General features: G+C 60.1%; 14 protein-coding genes. 6 read left to right on the top strand and 8 right to left on the bottom strand.

Translation table 11 applies throughout. From position 1 onward, the window contains the following. Nucleotides 1-6: 6 nt before the first annotated feature. The 5 genes from ACJRW5_RS12910 to ACJRW5_RS12890 form a co-directional block, all read right to left on the bottom strand. The gene (locus ACJRW5_RS12910) at nt 7-1,335 is read right to left on the bottom strand and encodes a sigma-54 dependent transcriptional regulator (RefSeq protein ID WP_484570914.1); all 1,329 of its coding nucleotides are present in this window, start codon (nt 1,333-1,335) and stop codon (nt 7-9) included. A 408-nt stretch (nt 1,336-1,743) separates the two neighbouring features. Then, nucleotides 1,744-3,132, bottom strand: coding sequence for an efflux transporter outer membrane subunit (locus tag ACJRW5_RS12905; protein ID WP_484570913.1), 1,389 nt, complete (start codon nt 3,130-3,132; stop codon nt 1,744-1,746). Continuing rightward, nucleotides 3,129-6,308: an efflux RND transporter permease subunit gene (locus ACJRW5_RS12900; protein ID WP_484570912.1), complete on the bottom strand. Its 3,180-nt coding sequence runs from the start codon at nt 6,306-6,308 to the stop codon at nt 3,129-3,131. Before ACJRW5_RS12900 ends, ACJRW5_RS12905 begins: the two co-directional genes overlap by 4 nt. Before the next feature lie 27 nt (nt 6,309-6,335). Beyond that, complete coding sequence (gene mexE / locus ACJRW5_RS12895) at nt 6,336-7,574, bottom strand: multidrug efflux RND transporter periplasmic adaptor subunit MexE (RefSeq protein WP_484570911.1); 1,239 nt, start codon at nt 7,572-7,574, stop codon at nt 6,336-6,338. 185 nt (nt 7,575-7,759) lie between these two features. Beyond that, on the bottom strand, nt 7,760-8,674 hold the full coding sequence (locus tag ACJRW5_RS12890) for a LysR family transcriptional regulator (protein ID WP_484570910.1): 915 nt from the start codon (nt 8,672-8,674) through the stop codon (nt 7,760-7,762). A gap of 220 nt (nt 8,675-8,894) precedes the next feature. Here ACJRW5_RS12890 and ACJRW5_RS12885 point away from each other — a divergent pair, with 220 nt between their 5' ends. The 4 genes from ACJRW5_RS12885 to ACJRW5_RS12870 all read left to right on the top strand — a co-directional run bounded on the left by ACJRW5_RS12885 (nt 8,895) and on the right by ACJRW5_RS12870 (nt 12,748). After that, the gene (locus ACJRW5_RS12885) at nt 8,895-9,917 is read left to right on the top strand and encodes a zinc-dependent alcohol dehydrogenase family protein (protein WP_484570909.1); all 1,023 of its coding nucleotides are present in this window, start codon (nt 8,895-8,897) and stop codon (nt 9,915-9,917) included. A gap of 60 nt (nt 9,918-9,977) precedes the next feature. Next, nucleotides 9,978-10,871: a chemotaxis protein CheW gene (locus tag ACJRW5_RS12880; protein ID WP_484570908.1), complete on the top strand. Its 894-nt coding sequence runs from the start codon at nt 9,978-9,980 to the stop codon at nt 10,869-10,871. Nucleotides 10,872-11,043: 172 nt separating this feature from the next. Then, complete coding sequence (locus ACJRW5_RS12875) at nt 11,044-11,547, top strand: hypothetical protein (protein WP_484570907.1); 504 nt, start codon at nt 11,044-11,046, stop codon at nt 11,545-11,547. Between the two features lie 316 nt (nt 11,548-11,863). Further along, nucleotides 11,864-12,748, top strand: coding sequence for a helix-turn-helix transcriptional regulator (locus ACJRW5_RS12870; RefSeq protein WP_484570906.1), 885 nt, complete (start codon nt 11,864-11,866; stop codon nt 12,746-12,748). 37 nt (nt 12,749-12,785) lie between these two features. Here the strand turns inward: ACJRW5_RS12870 and ACJRW5_RS12865 are convergent, their stop codons facing one another. Continuing rightward, the gene (locus tag ACJRW5_RS12865; protein WP_484570905.1) at nt 12,786-13,019 is read right to left on the bottom strand and encodes a DUF2798 domain-containing protein; all 234 of its coding nucleotides are present in this window, start codon (nt 13,017-13,019) and stop codon (nt 12,786-12,788) included. 16 nt (nt 13,020-13,035) lie between these two features. After that, nucleotides 13,036-13,746, bottom strand: coding sequence for a cysteine hydrolase family protein (locus ACJRW5_RS12860; RefSeq protein WP_484570904.1), 711 nt, complete (start codon nt 13,744-13,746; stop codon nt 13,036-13,038). A gap of 149 nt (nt 13,747-13,895) precedes the next feature. Between ACJRW5_RS12860 and ACJRW5_RS12855 the strand changes: the two genes are divergently transcribed. Continuing rightward, entirely contained in the window at nt 13,896-14,765 is an 870-nt protein-coding gene (locus ACJRW5_RS12855) for a helix-turn-helix transcriptional regulator (RefSeq protein WP_484570903.1), read from the top strand. On the opposite strand, the gene ACJRW5_RS12850 is transcribed toward ACJRW5_RS12855, so the two are convergent. Continuing rightward, the gene (locus ACJRW5_RS12850) at nt 14,747-15,664 is read right to left on the bottom strand and encodes a LysR family transcriptional regulator (protein WP_484570902.1); all 918 of its coding nucleotides are present in this window, start codon (nt 15,662-15,664) and stop codon (nt 14,747-14,749) included. The two genes, ACJRW5_RS12855 and ACJRW5_RS12850, sit on opposite strands and share 19 nt — an antisense overlap. A 99-nt stretch (nt 15,665-15,763) precedes the next feature. On the opposite strand from ACJRW5_RS12850, the gene ACJRW5_RS12845 reads away from it, so the two are divergent. Next, a complete protein-coding gene (locus tag ACJRW5_RS12845; protein ID WP_484570901.1) occupies nt 15,764-16,594 on the top strand; it encodes an SDR family oxidoreductase in 831 nt (276 codons plus the stop codon). The last annotated feature ends 51 nt before the right edge of the window (nt 16,595-16,645 follow it).

Genomic DNA, 16,645 nt, shown 5'->3' with positions numbered 1-16,645 from the left:
CAGGCATCAGCGAAGTTGGTGCTTGTGTAGCAAACGGTAGAGGGTTGGGCGAGATACACCCAAAGAGCGCGCGGCGTTGCTCAAGTTTGTCGAGTACTGAGTCAGCGCATCTTCGAGCGCCTGGCGTTCGGCGCTCAGCAGATACTCGTCCAGGGGGCGGCAGGAAGTCGGGGCCTTGATAGCCAGGCCGATGTCGTGCGCTTCTATCTGGCGGCCCTCTGCCAGAACCTGAGCCCGTCTGACACGGTTGGTCAGCTCACGGACGTTGCCTGGCCAATCGTGATTCATGAGTGCGGCCATCGCGCTGTCACTGAATTTCCGTGGTCGGCGGCCTATCTCGCTCGCGTACTGACGAGAAAAATGTTCGACGAACAGGGCAATGTCTTCCTTGCGCGAACGCAATGGCATCGTGTGTATCTGCAGCACATTTAGGCGGTAGTAGAGGTCTTCGCGAAAGCGTCCCGCCGCGATGGCCGCCTCGAGGTCCACGTGGGTGGCGGCCAATACCCGGACATTGGCCGTCATGCTCTTGCTGGAACCAACCCGTTCGTAGGTCATTTCCTGAAGAAAGCGCAACAGGCTGGCCTGCATCTCCGGCGGCAGGTCACCTATCTCGTCGAGAAACAGGGTGCCACCTTCCGCCAACTCGATACGTCCGGTCTTGCGCTGGCTGGCGCCGGTGAAAGCTCCCTTCTCATGGCCGAATAGCTCGGAATGTATCAAGTGCTCGGAAATCGCCCCGCAGTTGATCGCGACAAAAGGGCCATTGGCGCGCCGCGACAGACGATGCAGGCGGTGCGCGACCACCTCCTTTCCCGTGCCACTTTCCCCCGTTATCAACACACAGGCATCGCTGGGAGAAATCTTGTCGATCAAGCGGCGCAAATCCTGGGTCGCGCGGCTTCGCCCTATAAGCAGCTCGCCTTCCTCCGTCGTCTTGGGCAAGGTACTGCGACGATAGAGGCGGGTCATTCCAGAGGCTCTGCCTAATACGCAATGCAGGCGAGAAATATCGAATGGAAGCGTATGAAAGTCGAAGAACCATTCATATATAAAGTTTGCCAGGTCAGTATTGCGACGCAGACTGTCACTCATGACGGCTATCCATTCTGTCTGGCTGTCACGGATTAGCTGTTTTATCCGATCCAGACAGTCCAGATGATGAGGTTGCAGGCAAATCATGCAGACGTCATAAACAGAGTCGACATTGCTGTCGAGGCTGGCGCGATCAACCAACCATTGGTTTTTTTGCAATTCTGGGATGAGCTGGTCGCAGTGGCTGACAGGCTCCATGATCAACAAGCGCCTGTGCTGGTAGTCAAGTGAGCCAAGCATATTAACCCCTTGGACGCTGGCGCTTGGAGTGCGGAGCTCACGGCCATTCGTTCAAATGAAAGGCAGTCCTTGGCGGTACCGTACCCTTTTGAGCAAATGGGTACTTCCGTACTCGGAAACAGGTTTAGTGTCCCTGTAGTTAGTAAGCAACCTGCTTTAATAATTATCAGGTCTATATGAATTTTAAGACAAAACGATTCTTAAGCGTTATGTCTAACAAGGCAAGGTTAATTATATAAAACCGATGTATGGCAATATGTCGAATCAAGCGCAGTTTTAGCCGAGAGATGTGGCGGACTTGCTAATTTGACAGTGAAATCAGCCAGGGAGTGACGAATTGGCTGCTCTACCGTGCGACGAGCGATGAAGATCTCCGGTTGGCATCGTGCTGCCAACCGGAGGAAGGTTTCAGGCCTGTGGCTGCCAGCCGCCGCCGAGCGCCTTGTAGATTGCGACGATGCCGCTATACAGCTCGACCTCTGCCGAGGCCTGGGCGTCTTCGGCGGCCAGGCGCTCGCGCTCTGCGTCCAGCAATACCAGGAAGTCCACCGTACCTTCGCGATAGCGAATCGCTGCTTGCTCAGCCGCCGCACGGCTCGCTTCAGCCTGACGTACCAGCGCAATCAGACGCTGTTGGCGTTTGGCGTAATCACTGAAGGCGTTTTCCGACTCTTCCAGCGCCAGCAACACTTGCTGCTCATACTGCGACAAGGCACCGTCAGCCTCTGCTTCGGCACCGCGCAGTCGGGCCCTTACACTACCCAGGTCGAATGCCGCCCAGGTGATGCTCGGTGCCACGCCCCAGGCCCGCGCTGCAGAGGCGCCCAGTTGCGAGCCCCGGCCGGCGGTGAAACCAAGGAACCCGGACAGGCTGACCCGCGGAAACAGGTCGGCTGTCGCCACACCAACTTCTGCGGTGGCCGCCGCCAACTGGCGCTCGGCGGCGCGGATGTCTGGGCGACGGCGCAGCAATTCGGCAGGGTTGCCGATAGGCAGCGCCTTGGCGATCACGGGTAATGGTTTCGGCGCCAGATCGATCTCCAGTTGCTCCGGCCTTTGCCCGAGCAGGGTGGCGATACGGTTTTTCGCGCGCACCTGCTGCGCTTGCAACTGCGGCAGGCTGGCTTCGGTGGCGGCGAGTCGCGCGTCGGCGCGCAATACGTCGAGCTCGTTGCCGACGCCGGCGTCACGCAGCTGTTCGGTAATGGCGCGCGAATCCTGCTGGTTCTTCAGGTTCTCGCGCGCGATGCTTTCCCGTAGCTGAGCGCCGCGCAACGTGCCGTAGGCATCGACCAGTTCGGCGATCAGACTGACCTGCAACTGGTAGTAGTCAGCCTCGGCCAGCTCGATACGCGCCTCACTGGCTTCCAGCTGACGCTGGATACGGCCGAACAGGTCCACTTCCCAGGCCATGTCCAGGCCCAGGTCGTAGCGTTCCTGACGCACTCGCTCGTCGCTGGTCGGCGGCTGCTGTGCCTTGCCGAACTCGCCGCTGGTGCGACTGGTGACGGTCGGGAAACGGTCATTGGCCACATCATCGCGAATAGAACGGGCGGCGCGCAGGCGGCTGAAGGCCACGCGCAACTCGCGGTTGTCGGCAAGCGAGCGCTGCACCAGCTGGTTCAGCGTGGGATCGTCGAACTGCTGCCACCAGCTCGTCTCGAAGCGCGAGCGGTCGTAGTCGGCAGCCTCCAGTGCACTGATATGCGCTGGGTCGGTATCTGGCGCGCGATAATCCGGGCCAACGGCGCAGGCCGACAGCGCCAGGGTCAGGAGGGCGGGGGCAAAGACTTTCATGCATGCGACTCCTGCAGGCGAGCGGCTTTCTTGGCTTCGCGTTTCTCCACGAAAGCACGAATCAGGACATAGAACACCGGAGTGAGCAGCAGACCGAAGAAGGTCACGCCGATCATGCCGGAGAACACTGCCACACCCATGGCATGGCGCATTTCGGCACCGGCGCCGCTCGACAACACCAGCGGTACCACGCCCATGATGAAGGCGATGGAGGTCATCAGGATCGGGCGCAGACGCAGGCGGCAGGCTTCCAGTACTGCAGCAACACGATCCAGACCTTCTTCCTGTTTCTCCTTGGCGAACTCGACGATCAGGATCGCGTTCTTGCACGCCAGGCCCACCAGTACGATCAAACCGATCTGGGTGAAGATGTTGTTGTCGATGCCGGCAATGATCACCCCGGTGATAGCGGCGAACAGCACGGTCGGCACGATCAGGATCACCGCCAACGGCAGGCTCCAGCTCTCGTACTGGGCCGCGAGCACAAGGAAGGCCAGCAGCACGCAGAGCGGGAAGATGAAGATCGCCGTGTTGCCCGCGAGGATCTGCTGATAGGTCAGGTCCGTCCATTCGTAGGTCATGCCGATCGGCAGCTCTTCATCGAGCAGCTTGGCGATTGCCGCTTCCGCCTGACCGGAGCTGTAGCCCGGCGCCGCGGCACCGTTGATTTCCGCAGTCAGGAAGCCGTTGTAGTGCATCACCCGGTCAGGGCCGGCGCTGTCCTCGACCTTGACGAAGGTCGACAGCGGCACCATCTCGCCACGGTTGTTACGCACCTTGAGCTGACCGATCTGCTCCGGCTCCAGACGGAACTGCTGGTCGGCCTGCACGTTGACCTGATAGGTGCGACCGAAACGGTTGAAGTCGTTGGCATACAGCGAGCCCAGGTACACCTGCAGGGTGTCGAAGATATCGCTGATGGCCACGCCGTGGGTCTTGGCCTTCTCGCGGTCGATGGCGGCATCCACTTGCGGCACGTTGACCTGGTAGCTGGTGAACACCGACATCGGGTTCAGCTCGGGCAACTGGCGAGCCTTGGCCAGGATATTCTGGGTCTGCAGGTACAGCTCTTCGTAGCCCAGGTTGCCACGATCCTGGATCTGCAGGCGGAAGCCACCGATGGTGCCGAGCCCCTGAACCGGCGGCGGCGGGAAGATGGCGATATAGGCATCCTGGATGTCGGCAAACTGCGCGTTGAGCTCGGCCGCAATGGCGTTTGCGCTCATCGACGGATCCTTGCGCTCGTCGAAGGGTTTCAGCGGGGTGAAGACGATGCCGCTGTTCGGGCTGTTGGTGAAGCCGTTGATCGACAGCCCAGGGAACGCCACGGTGTTCTCGATGCCCGGATGCTTGCCGGCGATTTCGCTCATGCGCTTGATCACCGCTTCGGTGCGATCCAGCGTGGCTGCATCGGGCAACTGAGCGAAGGCCACGAGGTACTGCTTGTCCTGCTGCGGCACGAAACCGGTCGGCGTGCTGGAAAAGCCCAGGTAGCCGAGCACCAGCAAGCCACCATAGACCAGCAGGGCGATGCTGCTGCCACGCAGCACGCGGCGCACGGTGCCGACATAGCCATTGCTGGCCCGCTCGAACATACGGTTGAACGGGCCGAACAGCCAGCCACCGAAGAGCTTGTCGAGGATGCGCGAGAAGCGGTCTTTCGGCGCGTGGTGATCCTTCAGCAAAATAGCGGCGAGAGCCGGCGAAAGGGTCAGCGAGTTGACTGCCGAGATCACCGTGGAAATGGCGATGGTCAGGGCGAACTGCTGATAGAACTGCCCGGTAAGACCGGAGATGAACGCAGTCGGGATGAACACCGCGCAGAGCACCAGCGCCGTGGCGACGATGGGGCCCGTCACTTCCTTCATCGCCTGGCGGGTGGCTTCGACCGGTGATTTACCCAGGGCGATGTTGCGCTCGACGTTTTCTACCACGACGATCGCATCGTCCACCACGATGCCGATGGCCAGCACCAGGCCGAACAGCGACAGGGCGTTGAGCGAGAAACCGAACAGGTGCATCACCGCAAAGGTGCCGATCAGTGATACCGGAACGGCGGCCAGCGGGATGATCGAGGCGCGCCAGGTTTGCAGGAACAGGATCACCACCAGCACCACCAGGACGATGGCTTCGAGCAGGGTGTGCACCACTGCCTCGATGGAGCCACGCACGAAGATGGTCGGATCGTAGACGATCTCGTAATCCATGCCTTGCGGGAAGCTCTGCTTCAGTTCGGCCATGCGCTCGCGCACCGAGTCGGAAATCTCGATGGCGTTGGACCCCGGACGCTGGAATACCGGCAAGGCGACCGCCGGCTGGTTGTTCAGTAGCGAGCGCAGGGCGTATTGATTGGAACCCAGTTCGACACGCGCGATATCACGCAGGCGAGTGATTTCACCGTTATCACCGACACGAATGATGATGTCTTCGAACTCTTCTTCGGTGACCAGGCGGCCTTGCGTGTTGATCGACAGCTGGAAGCTGTTGCCGGCGTCAGCGGGCGGCGCGCCCAGCGCGCCAGCAGCGACCTGACGGTTCTGCTCACGGATGGCGTTCACCACGTCGGTGGCGGTCAGCCCACGCGAGGCGACCTTGTTCGGGTCGAGCCAGACCCGCAGCGAGTAATTGCCCATACCGAACAGCTGTACGTCACCCACACCGTCCAGACGTGCCAGCTCGTCCTTGACGTTGAGCGCGGCATAGTTGGACAGATAGAGCATGTCGTAGCGGTTATCCGGTGAGGTCAGGTGCACCACCATGGTCAGATCGGGCGAGGCCTTGTCCACGGTCACACCAAGACGCTGCACTTCAGTGGGCAACGTTGGCATGGTGCGGGTGACGCGGTTCTGCACCTGAACCTGAGCGTTGTCCAGATCGGTGCCCAGGGCGAAGGTGACGGTCAGGGTCAGTTTGCCGTCGTTGGTCGACTGCGACGACATGTAGAGCATGCCTTCGACGCCGACGATGGCTTGCTCCAGTGGCGACGCCACGGTTTCGCCGATTACCTTGGGGTTGGCGCCAGGAAAGTTGGCGCGCACCACGACGGTCGGCGGCACCACTTCCGGGTATTCGCTGATCGGTAGCTGGAACAGGGAAATGGCACCGCCGATCAGGATCAGCAGCGACAGCACGGCGGCGAAGATCGGCCGCTGGATGAAGAATTGCGAGAAATTCATGGGTCTGTCCTCAGGGCGCGGTCTTGATCAGCCGCGCGGAGAGCGATCGTCGATTTTTTCGGCGGCGATACGAGGCGCCTGGCTGCCTTCGAAGGCCTGACGCATACGGGCCAGCTGTTCGAGGGTGTCGGCATCGGCCATGGACACGGGTTGCGGATCGACCGTAGAGCCTGGCAAGGCGCGCTGAAGACCGTTCACAACAATCTTCTCGCCCTTGCTGAGGCCACTGCGAACGATGCGCAGCCCTTCGAGCTTCGGCCCCAGCTCGATGGAGCGATAGGCCACGGCGTTGTCCACGCCCAGCACCAGCACGTACTTCTTGCCCAGGTCGGTACCGACCGCCTCATCCTTGATCAGGGTTGCGTCGTAGGGCTTGCTGCCCACCAGCTTCAGGCGCGCATACAAACCGGGAGTGAAGCGGCCGTCCTGATTGTCGAACACGGCGCGGCCACGAATGGTGCCGGTACGCGGATTGACCTGATTGTCGAGAAAGTCCAACTGGCCGAGATGCGGATAGTCGCTCTCATCGGACAGCCCGAGGTAAACCGGGCTGGCACCACGGGCATCGCTACCGGATTGACGCGCCAGTTCCACATACTTGAGGAAGGCGCGCTCGTCCGCATCGAAATAGGCGTAGACCTTGTCGGTGGATACCACAGAGGTCAGCAGGCTCTCGCCGGCACCGACCAGGTTGCCTTCGGTAATCTCGGCACGGCTGACGCGGCCGTCAATTGGAGCTGTGATGCGGGTGAAGCCAAGGTTGAGCCTGGCGTTTTCCAGCTCTGCTGCAATAGCGGCAACTTCAGCCTTGGCTTCGGTGGCTGCGCTGGCACGAGCATCGGCAAGCTCTGCAGAAATGGCATTGCTCTGACGCAGTCGTTCGCCACGACGCGCTTCGTTGGCGGCGCGAGCCTGATTGGCGCGCGCTTGCTGCAGCTGCGCTTCGAGACGTTTGACTTCAGCCTGGAAGGGGCGGGGATCGATCTGGAACAACAGATCGCCTTTCTTCACCAGCGAGCCCTCGTCGAAGGCCACGCGGTCGATGTAACCGGAGACACGCGGGCGAATCTCGACCGATTGGGGAGCCTCCAGGCGACCAGTGAACTCGTCCCATTCGTTGACGGGCTGTTCGATGACTTCGGCGACGCTGACCTTGGGGGCAGGCGCTTGGGCCTGGGTCTGCGGAGACTGCTCGCAGCCGCTCAGAGCGATGACGCTGGCGAGCGCCAGAGAGAATATCCAGATGTTCTTGTGTTGTTGTTCCATAGCTGACTCCGCCAGTCGGATTTGTGGATGGGCGGAGTCTGCGGGGGAGTTTTACTCAGAACGAATCGAACACTGCGAAGTTGAATATCATCCGGAATGATGAAAGACGGCGTCGAATCAATTTCGATTCATAACAGTGCGGCAAAGTTCCTGATGCACGATCGAAGGGCATTTTCGGACGGTTATCACAAGCTATCCGGATCACCACAGAACATCTGGATGCGCGAGCGCAACCAGCGTTCGGCCGGATCATTGTCCTGCGCCCCGCGCCAGGCCATGTGCAATTCGAACGAGCGGGTTTCCAGTGGCAAGGCCTCGGCGCGCAGGCCGCCGGCAGCTGTCAGGGCCGCCGCGGTGTAATCGGGGACGCTGGCGACGATATCGCTTTCCGCCAGCAGCGTAGCCAGGCCATTGAACTGTGGCACGGCCAGTACGACATGACGTTTGCGTCCTAGCTTCTCCAGTTCTTCGTCGATGAAACCGGTCAGGTCTCCGGCAAAAGACACCAGCGCATGGGGGCGGGCGCAGTAGTCGTCCAGACTCAGTGCGCCGGGTACGGTGTCAGCGCGCAGCAGTCTGGCCTTGCTGCGCCGCAGCACCTTGCGCTTGGCATTGGCCGGCAGCTCTTCGGTGTATGCCACGCCCACGGATATCTCGCCCGAGGCCAACAGCCCCGGCATCATCAGGTAGTTGGTGCGTCGAATCACCAGTACCACACCAGGTGCTTCGGCACGCAGCCGGCGGAGCAGGGCGGGCAGCAGAGCGAACTCGACGTCATCGGATAGGCCGACGCGAAATACGGCCTTGCTGGTGGCCGGGTCGAAGTCTGCTGCGCGACTGACGGCTGTGGAAATGGAATCCAGCGCCGGCGAGAGCAGGGCGAAAATCTCCTGCGCACGAGGTGTCGGCTCCATGCTGCGGCCGGTGCGTACGAACAGGGGATCGTCGAACAGTGTGCGCAGGCGGGCGAGTGCCGCGCTGATGGCTGGCTGACCGAGAAACAGTTTCTCTGCAGCCCGGGTCACACTGCGTTCGTGCATCAGCGTCTCGAAGACGATCAGCAGGTTCAGATCGAGGCGACGCAGGTCGTTGCGATTCATCCGGGTACCATTCGAGGGGAGACGGGCCTTGTCAGCACCGCGTTGCAAATGAGAGCCTTTGCCCAGGCAAATAGTACGGGCAGTGTGCAGCGGATTGAAAGACGCTGAATCACTGACAGGCATGAAGACTATCGATAGAGTCTGATAGTGTCGCCGTCGCACAGCGGATAGAGTCCACAGTCATTGAAGTGTTAATCCGCGATCAAGCTCGAGGTAAGCGATGTCCCGCATGATCCGTTTTCATAAGTTCGGCGATGCCGATGTGCTCCAGTACGAAGAGGTCCCGACGCCCGTGCCCGGCCCCGGTGAGGTGCTGGTGCGTGTGCAGGCGGTCGGCTTGGGCTGGAAAGACGTGCTGTGGCGGCAGAATCTGGCTGCCGAGCAGGCCAAGCTGCCGGCTGGCACTGGTTTCGAACTGGCTGGTATCGTGGCCGAGCTGGGCGAGGGCGTGAGCGAGTTCGAAGTCGGTACCGCCGTCGCCGGTTTCCCGGCCAATACGCCAAACCGCTATCCAACCTGGGGTGATCTGGTGCTGATGCCCAGCAATGCCCTGACCCGCTATCCCGAGGTGCTTACCCCGGTAGAGGCCAGTGTGCATTACAGCAGCCTGTTGTTCGGCTATCTGGCGTTGGTTGACCTCGCGCATATCAAGCCGGGTCAGCATGTACTGATTACCGAAGCCAGTCACTGCATGGCACCGCAGACCGTGCAACTGGCCAAGGCGCTGGGGGCAAAAGTGATCGTCTCCACCAGCTCAGCGGAGGATCGCGAGTTTCTCAAGGGGCTTGGTGCAGACAAGGTTATCGCCACCGAGGAACAGGACCTGGTGCTGGAAGTCGAGCGCTACACTGAGGGCAAGGGCGTCGAGGTGATTCTCGATCAATGCGCCGGGCCGCAGATGAAACTGCTGGGCGACATCGCTGCGCCGCGAGGCAAGCTCATTCTGTACGGCATCAACGGTGGTAACGACACTGCGTTTCCGGCCTGCGCTGCGTTCAAGAAGCACCTGCAGTTCTTCCGTCATTGCGTACTGGATTTCACCGGCTGCCCGGAGTTGGGTATCGAGCCCAACAATGAGGCGGTGCAACGTGCGCTCACGCACATCAATCAGATGACTGCGGACCGCCTGCTCACCCCGGTGATCGACAAGGTTTTCGAGTTTGAAGATTTCGTCGCCGCACATCGCTATATGGAAACCTGTCCGAAGCGCGGACGAGTGGCTCTGCAACTGGCTGCGGATTAAAGTCCGCAGCCACATGGTCGCTATACCCGGTAGGCCCACCGTCAGTTCAAGGATAGTTTCATGAGTCTCATCACCGGCGACGCGCTGTCTCTGTTGTTGTTTCGTTTGCATAGCGGCCGACTGCTGGGCATCAACCTACTCAAGGTCAACGAGATCATCCCCTGTCCGCCGCTTACCAAGCTGCCCAATCGACAACCCAACGTCAGGGGTATCGCCACGCTGCGAGGCTCGGCAATGACGGTTATCGATCTTGCCCGCGCCATTGGCGAGCGCGGCGCAGCCAACGAGGACGATGGTTGTCTGATCGTCACCGAACTGAGCCGCTCCCGGCAGGGGCTGCATGTCAAAAGTGTCGAGCGCATTGTGCAATGTTCCACCCGCGACGTGCGCCCACCGCCCGCGGGCTCCGGCAACCGGGCTTTCATCACCGGCGTCACCCAGATCGACGATTCGATTGTGCAGATTCTCGATATCGAGAAAGTTCTGCACGATATCGCTCCCGCGCTCGAAGAAGCTCCGGTCGGGCAGCTGCTCGATGGTCAGGATGGGCAGATACTGCAGGGGCGTCGCGTGCTTCTGGTCGATGACTCACAGGTTGCGCTGCAGCAGACGCTGAACGTCCTGCGCCAATTGGGACTCGATTGCACGGCGGTGCGCAGTGCCCAGGCGGCACTGCAGCAGCTGCATGAATATCACCAGGCAGGCATGCCATTCGAGTTGCTGGTATCCGATATTGAGATGCCGGAGATGGACGGTTACAGCCTGGTGCGGGAAATCCGCCGCAGCGCCGATATCGCTGACACCTACGTGTTGCTGCACACCTCGCTGGACAGCACCATGAATACCGAAAAGGCGCGCTCGGTCGGAGCCAATGCGGTGCTCACCAAGTTTTCCTCGGTCGACCTCAGTCAGGCGCTGCTGAACGCCTTTCGGCAGATCAACGAGCGGCACTGAGTCTGACGATGTCCTGGCAATGCCTTGCCGCTTCTCGGCAAGTCATTGCCACCTTCTTGTACTGAACTCCCTTACAAAAGCCATTGCTATCAATAGGTTAGGTGCTTCGCGTCTGTTGGCATGAACTTTGATTGAGTGCGCCAGGCAATTGCAACTCAATCAAGGAGCAAGCATGAGCACGATCGGAGGGATTGGCAGTTACAGCGGAATATCGCTGACAGGATTTCGCAGCAAGCAAAGTGAGCAGCAGGGCGAGTTGGATCTCATGGCTCGCAGTGCTGAGAAAACCGTACGCACGGCGAATGCTGAATCCGAGCGCGAGTTTCGCGCCAAGCAGGCCACGGAAGAGGGTTTTGCCCGTTTGCGTATCGCCCTGCAAAACGCGTCCGAAGGCAAGGTGGAAACCAGCGTCAGCTCGGGGCGTTTGGAGAAACCGCTGGGTGATGGCGAGAGCAACGGCGCGCTGGAAGCGTTCAAGGCCTATATGGAAATGACGCCGGCAGAAAAGCTGCGCGACAGCATTCTCAAGGAAATAGGCATGACCGAAGAGGAGATCGATGCCTTACCGCCTGAGCAACAAAAAGCGGTAGAGGAGGAGATCGCTCAACGCATGCAGGAGCGCGCCAAGATGCAGGCCCAGGCGCAAGACGATGGCCATTCTTATGGCTTGATCTGATGTTTTCAGCCCGGGTTGCATATGGAGAGTACCTGCGTGCGGCGGGTACTTCCTCCAATAGTGGTTCGTAATGACCGCGCCATCTCTGATTTAAGCCCGGTGCGGGTTGCGCCTGTTTAGGTGTTAGCCGGCGTTTTTTCGGAGATACACCCGCACAGACCTGAGAAAACGGAGCCTGCAGTTCTCATTTCGGTGAACAGTAGTTGGAATTTTCGTGGGTTGGATTGTCTATCTAATCGGATGGCAGTCCAGCCCGTGGACTGCTACTGACGAGATATTTCACCAACGCAGAGAATCTTTATCAGGTCTTCCCAATATGGATGTTCTTTCCGAGTTCTTCGAACGCACAAGCCTGCAAGGGCGACTGTTATTCGCCGGCCCGGTAGAGGGTACCCTGGTGCTGGATAAGCCCCCTGGCATGGCCTTCATTCATGTCATCGAGCGAGGGGCACTGGATATGCTGGATGCCGACAAGCCCAGCATCGCCATCAGTGAACCCAGCGTTTTGTTCTGTCCCAGCACGTGTTGCTACAAGCTGCGTGCGCACCAGCCTGGCGGTGTGGATCTGATCTGCGCCTCGTTCCAGTTCGGACGCTCAGGCCAGCAGCCGTTTCCATTGGGGCTGGAGGAAACGCTCGTGTTTCCACTGAGCTCCCTTGAACAGCTTGGGCCGGTGATCGGATCGTTGGTCAACGAATTTCGCACGCCGGCACCAGGGCGCGGCAAGGCGCTGACTCGACTGTTCGAGTACATATTCGTCATGCTGGTTCGCCGTGCCGTGAGCGAGGGACGCATTACCAACGGGCTGCTCTACGCACTACAGGACAGCCAGCTGGGGCCCGCTTTGATCTGTATTCATGAGGAACCGCAGCGGGCCTGGAAGGTGGAGCGGCTGGCAGAGCTGGCGAAGATGTCGCGCACCAGGTTCGCCGCGCTTTTCTCCGAGGTAATGGACATGACGCCTATGGCTTATGTGACGGCCTGGCGTATCAAGGTGGCGCAAGACCTGCTGCGTGAGGGGATGCCCATCAAAGTGATCGCCGATGCCGTGGGCTACGGCTCGCAAGCCTCATTCTCCCGCATCTTCACCCAGCAGGTAGGGCAGCCACCGGGAGAGTGGTTGCGAATAGAAGGGGAAAATCAGCCCGCGAAGCTGCAGGTGCAGATATACCGCGACGAATCTGATGTGGTCGATGCCTGAACCTGGCTGATGCGCTGCTGAGCGTTTATGCGCTGGCTCAACTGTCGCGCTGCACGATGAGATCGGTCAGCCGGCGCACGGCAGGGGCAGCCAGCAGAACTACCGGAATCATGCTTAGCCAGGTCAGCAGCCAGGTCGTGCTCCAACCGAAGATGAAGGCGCCTATCGCCATCCCTTTGGGGCTGGCGATAAGGGCGGCGATGGCGCTGGTAATGGCAGACTGCAGCAACCCGAATACCTGCGGCCGGTACTGCTGGCTGATACGTGGCATGCTGCGCCTCCTGTGGCTAACGGGCGGACAAGTGTTCAAGCGTTTCTGCGGTCGTCCATAAAGCATTAGCGATGTAACGGTAGTTGATCAGTGCAGCCAGGTAGCCGTCGCCTTCCGGTGTGCTTGGCCCAGCGGTGGCATCTCGTACGACGGCCACTTCGAATCCTTGTTCGAGCAGCTCGCGAAGATGTGATTCCACGCAAAGATTGGCGGCCATGCCAGCAAGAATTATCTGCGATACGCCATGCTTACGCAGTTGCAGCGCCAGGTCGTTGGTTTCCGGCCCATAAACCTTGTGGGGCGAGGCGATGATGGTCTTGCCGTCGAGGATATACGGCTTGTACTCGGGCATGAAGTCGGCACCGGAGTCCTCGAAGCCTTCCAGCGTCAGCGGACCTTTGCGATCAAACATGCAAATACTGTGCATGACCTTTTCCAGTGGGCCGCCAAACTGCCATTGATGGTCACACGGGTAGTAGTAGTGCGGCGATACCGCCACGGTGATACCTGCAGTCTTGGCGGCGGCGAACAACTGGCCGATATGCTTGACGGTATCGTGTTCGGTGATGCTCTTGCCGAACACGCCCCAGCTCACGCCCTTCGGGCTGAGAAAGTCGATCTGCGGATCGATCACCACCAGTGCGGCTCGGGATAGATCGAGTTGCATACCGGTGGCAGGGAGTGCGGGGTTTGCTGGATCTGCATAAGGTGCGGTGAACTGGCTCATGGCGGTCTTCCATTGGCTGTGATTAAGTGGTGCACTCGCCACGGTACTTGTGCGCTGGGCCTTGTTTACGTAGCGATGGGACCATCCTAGAGCCGCTGCCGGTTCGACTTTTCCCCACGCGTACAGAATCTTTATCAGGTCGTCCACAAATGGATGTTCTTTCCGAATTCTTCGAGCGAACCAACCTTCAAGGACGGCTGTTATTTGCCGGCCCGGTAGAGGGGACTCTGGTTCTGGACAAGCCACCTGGCATGGCTTTCATTCACGTGATCGAGCGCGGCGGCGTCGATATGGTGCAGCCGAACCTGCCACGCATCGCCATCAACGAGCCCAGCGTATTGTTCTGCCCGAGCAGTTGCCGCTACCAATTGCGTGCCCACGAGTCAGGGGGGGCGGATCTGATTTGCGCCTCCTTCCAGTTCGGTCAGTCAGGGCAACAGCCTTTCCCGCTGGGCCTGATGGAGACCCTGGTCTTTCCACTCGCTGCGCTGGAGCAGCTTGGGCCAGTTATCGGTTCCCTTGTCAGTGAGTTTCGGACGCCGGCACCAGGGCGGAGCAAGGCGCTGAATCTTCTTTTCGAGTATGTGTTCGTGTTGCTGGTACGCCGCGCGGTGGGTGAAGGCCGCATATCCAGTGGTCTGCTATATGCCTTGCAAGACAGTCAGCTGGGGCCGGCCCTGATCTGCATTCATCAGGAACCACACAGGCAATGGAGCGTCGAGCGGCTGGCTGAACGGGCCAATATGTCCCGTTCGAAATTTGCCGCGTTGTTTACCGATGTGATGGGCATGGCGCCGATGGCGTACGTGACGGCATGGCGCATGAAAGTCGCGCAGGACATGCTGCGTGAAGGCGTGCCGATCAAGATCATCGCCGATGCGGTGGGCTACAGCTCGCAGGCGTCTTTCTCGCGCACTTTCGCCCAGACGGTTGGGCAGCCGCCGGGTGAATGGTTACGTGCTGCCATCAAGGAGCCGAACCAGCAGGTAAGCGCCCGTATTCATCGAAACTGGCCCTGATCGGTCACTGTGCCGAGCGTCTTGGCCAGCTCGACGAATGCTCTCAAGCCTGCCGACGGATGACGATTGGCCGGGTAGAACAAGGCCAAAGCAGAGAGCGTCGGTGTCCACGGTTCGAGCAACTGGACCAATTCGCCGCTGAGCAGGTAGGGGGAGGCCGCGAATTCGCTGAGCATGGCGATGCCGGCGCCACTCAGTGCGGCTTGCAGAATCAGCTGCTGATTGCCCAGCGTGAGTTGCCCCGCGACATCGATTAGCGACTGCTGCTCCGCCTGAGCAAACTCCCATTTATGTATGGCGCCGCTTGGGAAGCGTCGGCGAATGCAGTTGTGCCGCAGGAGCGCTTGTGGCGTTTCCGGTCGGCCATGTCGGTTCAGATAGCTCGGTGCGGCGACAGTCAGCAGCTTCAGCGGTGCCGTGACCGGCACGGCGATCATGTCCTGGGGGACCTGCTCCCGCAAACGAATGCCTGCATCACAGCCCTGGGCGACTATGTCGACGATGGCATCGTCAGTGACCAGCTCCACCTGCATGTCTGGATAGCGCTGGGTATAGGCGAGGATCAGAGGTGTCAGCAGCATCTGTGCGGCACCTTCTGAGGTGTTGATGCGCAGCGTACCCATCGGGGTCTGCCGGAAATGGTTGGCCTGTTCCATGGCCGCCGATATTTCGTCGAGCGCAGGGCCGATTCGTATCAGAAACTGTTCGCCGGCCTCGGACAAAGCCACGCTGCGGGTAGTGCGGTGCAGCAGCTTGACGCCCATACGTCGTTCGAGCGCGGCCACGGCATGACTGATGGCCGAGGGCGAAAGCTGCAGCTCCACAGCCGCGCGGCGAAAATTGCAATGTCGGGCAACCGCGACGAATGCGTTGAGTTCAAGTAAGGCCGGGCGGTTCATTGTTCGGTATCACTCATCAACACGTGCAAGAGAGCGCGGATTATCGCCAGCCGCGTGCGCCGTTAACCTGCGGCTGAATCCATGCAGGAGTGAGCACTCATGAAAAAGACGGTACTGATTACTGGCGCATCCAGTGGTTTCGGTCTGCACAGCGCGCGACGTTTTTCCGAGGCTGGCTGGAATGTCGTGGCGACCATGCGTGATGTCAGCGCGGGCAGGGAACTGAGCGCATTGAAGGACGTGCTGGTCACCAGGCTCGACGTCCAGGACCAGGCCAGCATCCAGGCGGCGATCGCAGCAGCAATCGAACGCTTCGGCGCCGTCGACACGCTGGTCAACAATGCCGGGTTCAGTCTCTATGGCGTGTTCGAGTCGCTGTCGCGTGAGAAAATTCGCGAGCAGTTCGACGTCAATGTCTTCGGCGTCATGGAGGTGACCAGAGCCATACTGCCGCATTTTCGCCAGCGTCAGCGTGGCACGCTGATCAATATCAGCTCCGGCGCCGGTGTATTCGGCCTGCCGATGATCTGCGCCTACAACGCCAGCAAATTCGCCTTGGAGGGATTCTCCGAATCCCTCGCATTCGAACTCGCCAGCCAGAACATACGGGTCAAGTTGGTCGAGCCGGGCGGGGTGCTCGATACGCGTTTCTCCGAGCGGGTCGCCGCCGAAGCCAGCCTTACCGAGACGCCGGATGACTACGCCGCTTTCGTTACCGGTGCCGAGCGGGTATTTGCCTCCATTCGCGCGACGCGGAACGCGACGTCCGAGCAGGTCGCCGAGGTCATTCTGCAGGCGGCCAGCGACGGCAGTGATCGTCTGCGTTATGTCGCGACCGAAGATATCGAACCTCTGGTAAAGGCGCGCCGGGAAACCTCGGAAGACGACTACATGGCATTGATGCGCGCGAGCTTCATGCCGCAGCTCTGATGTCCGCGATGGCCGCCCTGTCCAGAACGGGCGGCCAAGCCAATGTGCTTG

The organism is Pseudomonas pichavaramensis (assembly GCF_050473265.1).
Taxonomy (GTDB): Bacteria; Pseudomonadota; Gammaproteobacteria; order Pseudomonadales; family Pseudomonadaceae; genus Aquipseudomonas.
Note: the sequence above shows the minus strand (reverse complement) of the source record. Positions and strands in the feature narration are given on the sequence as shown.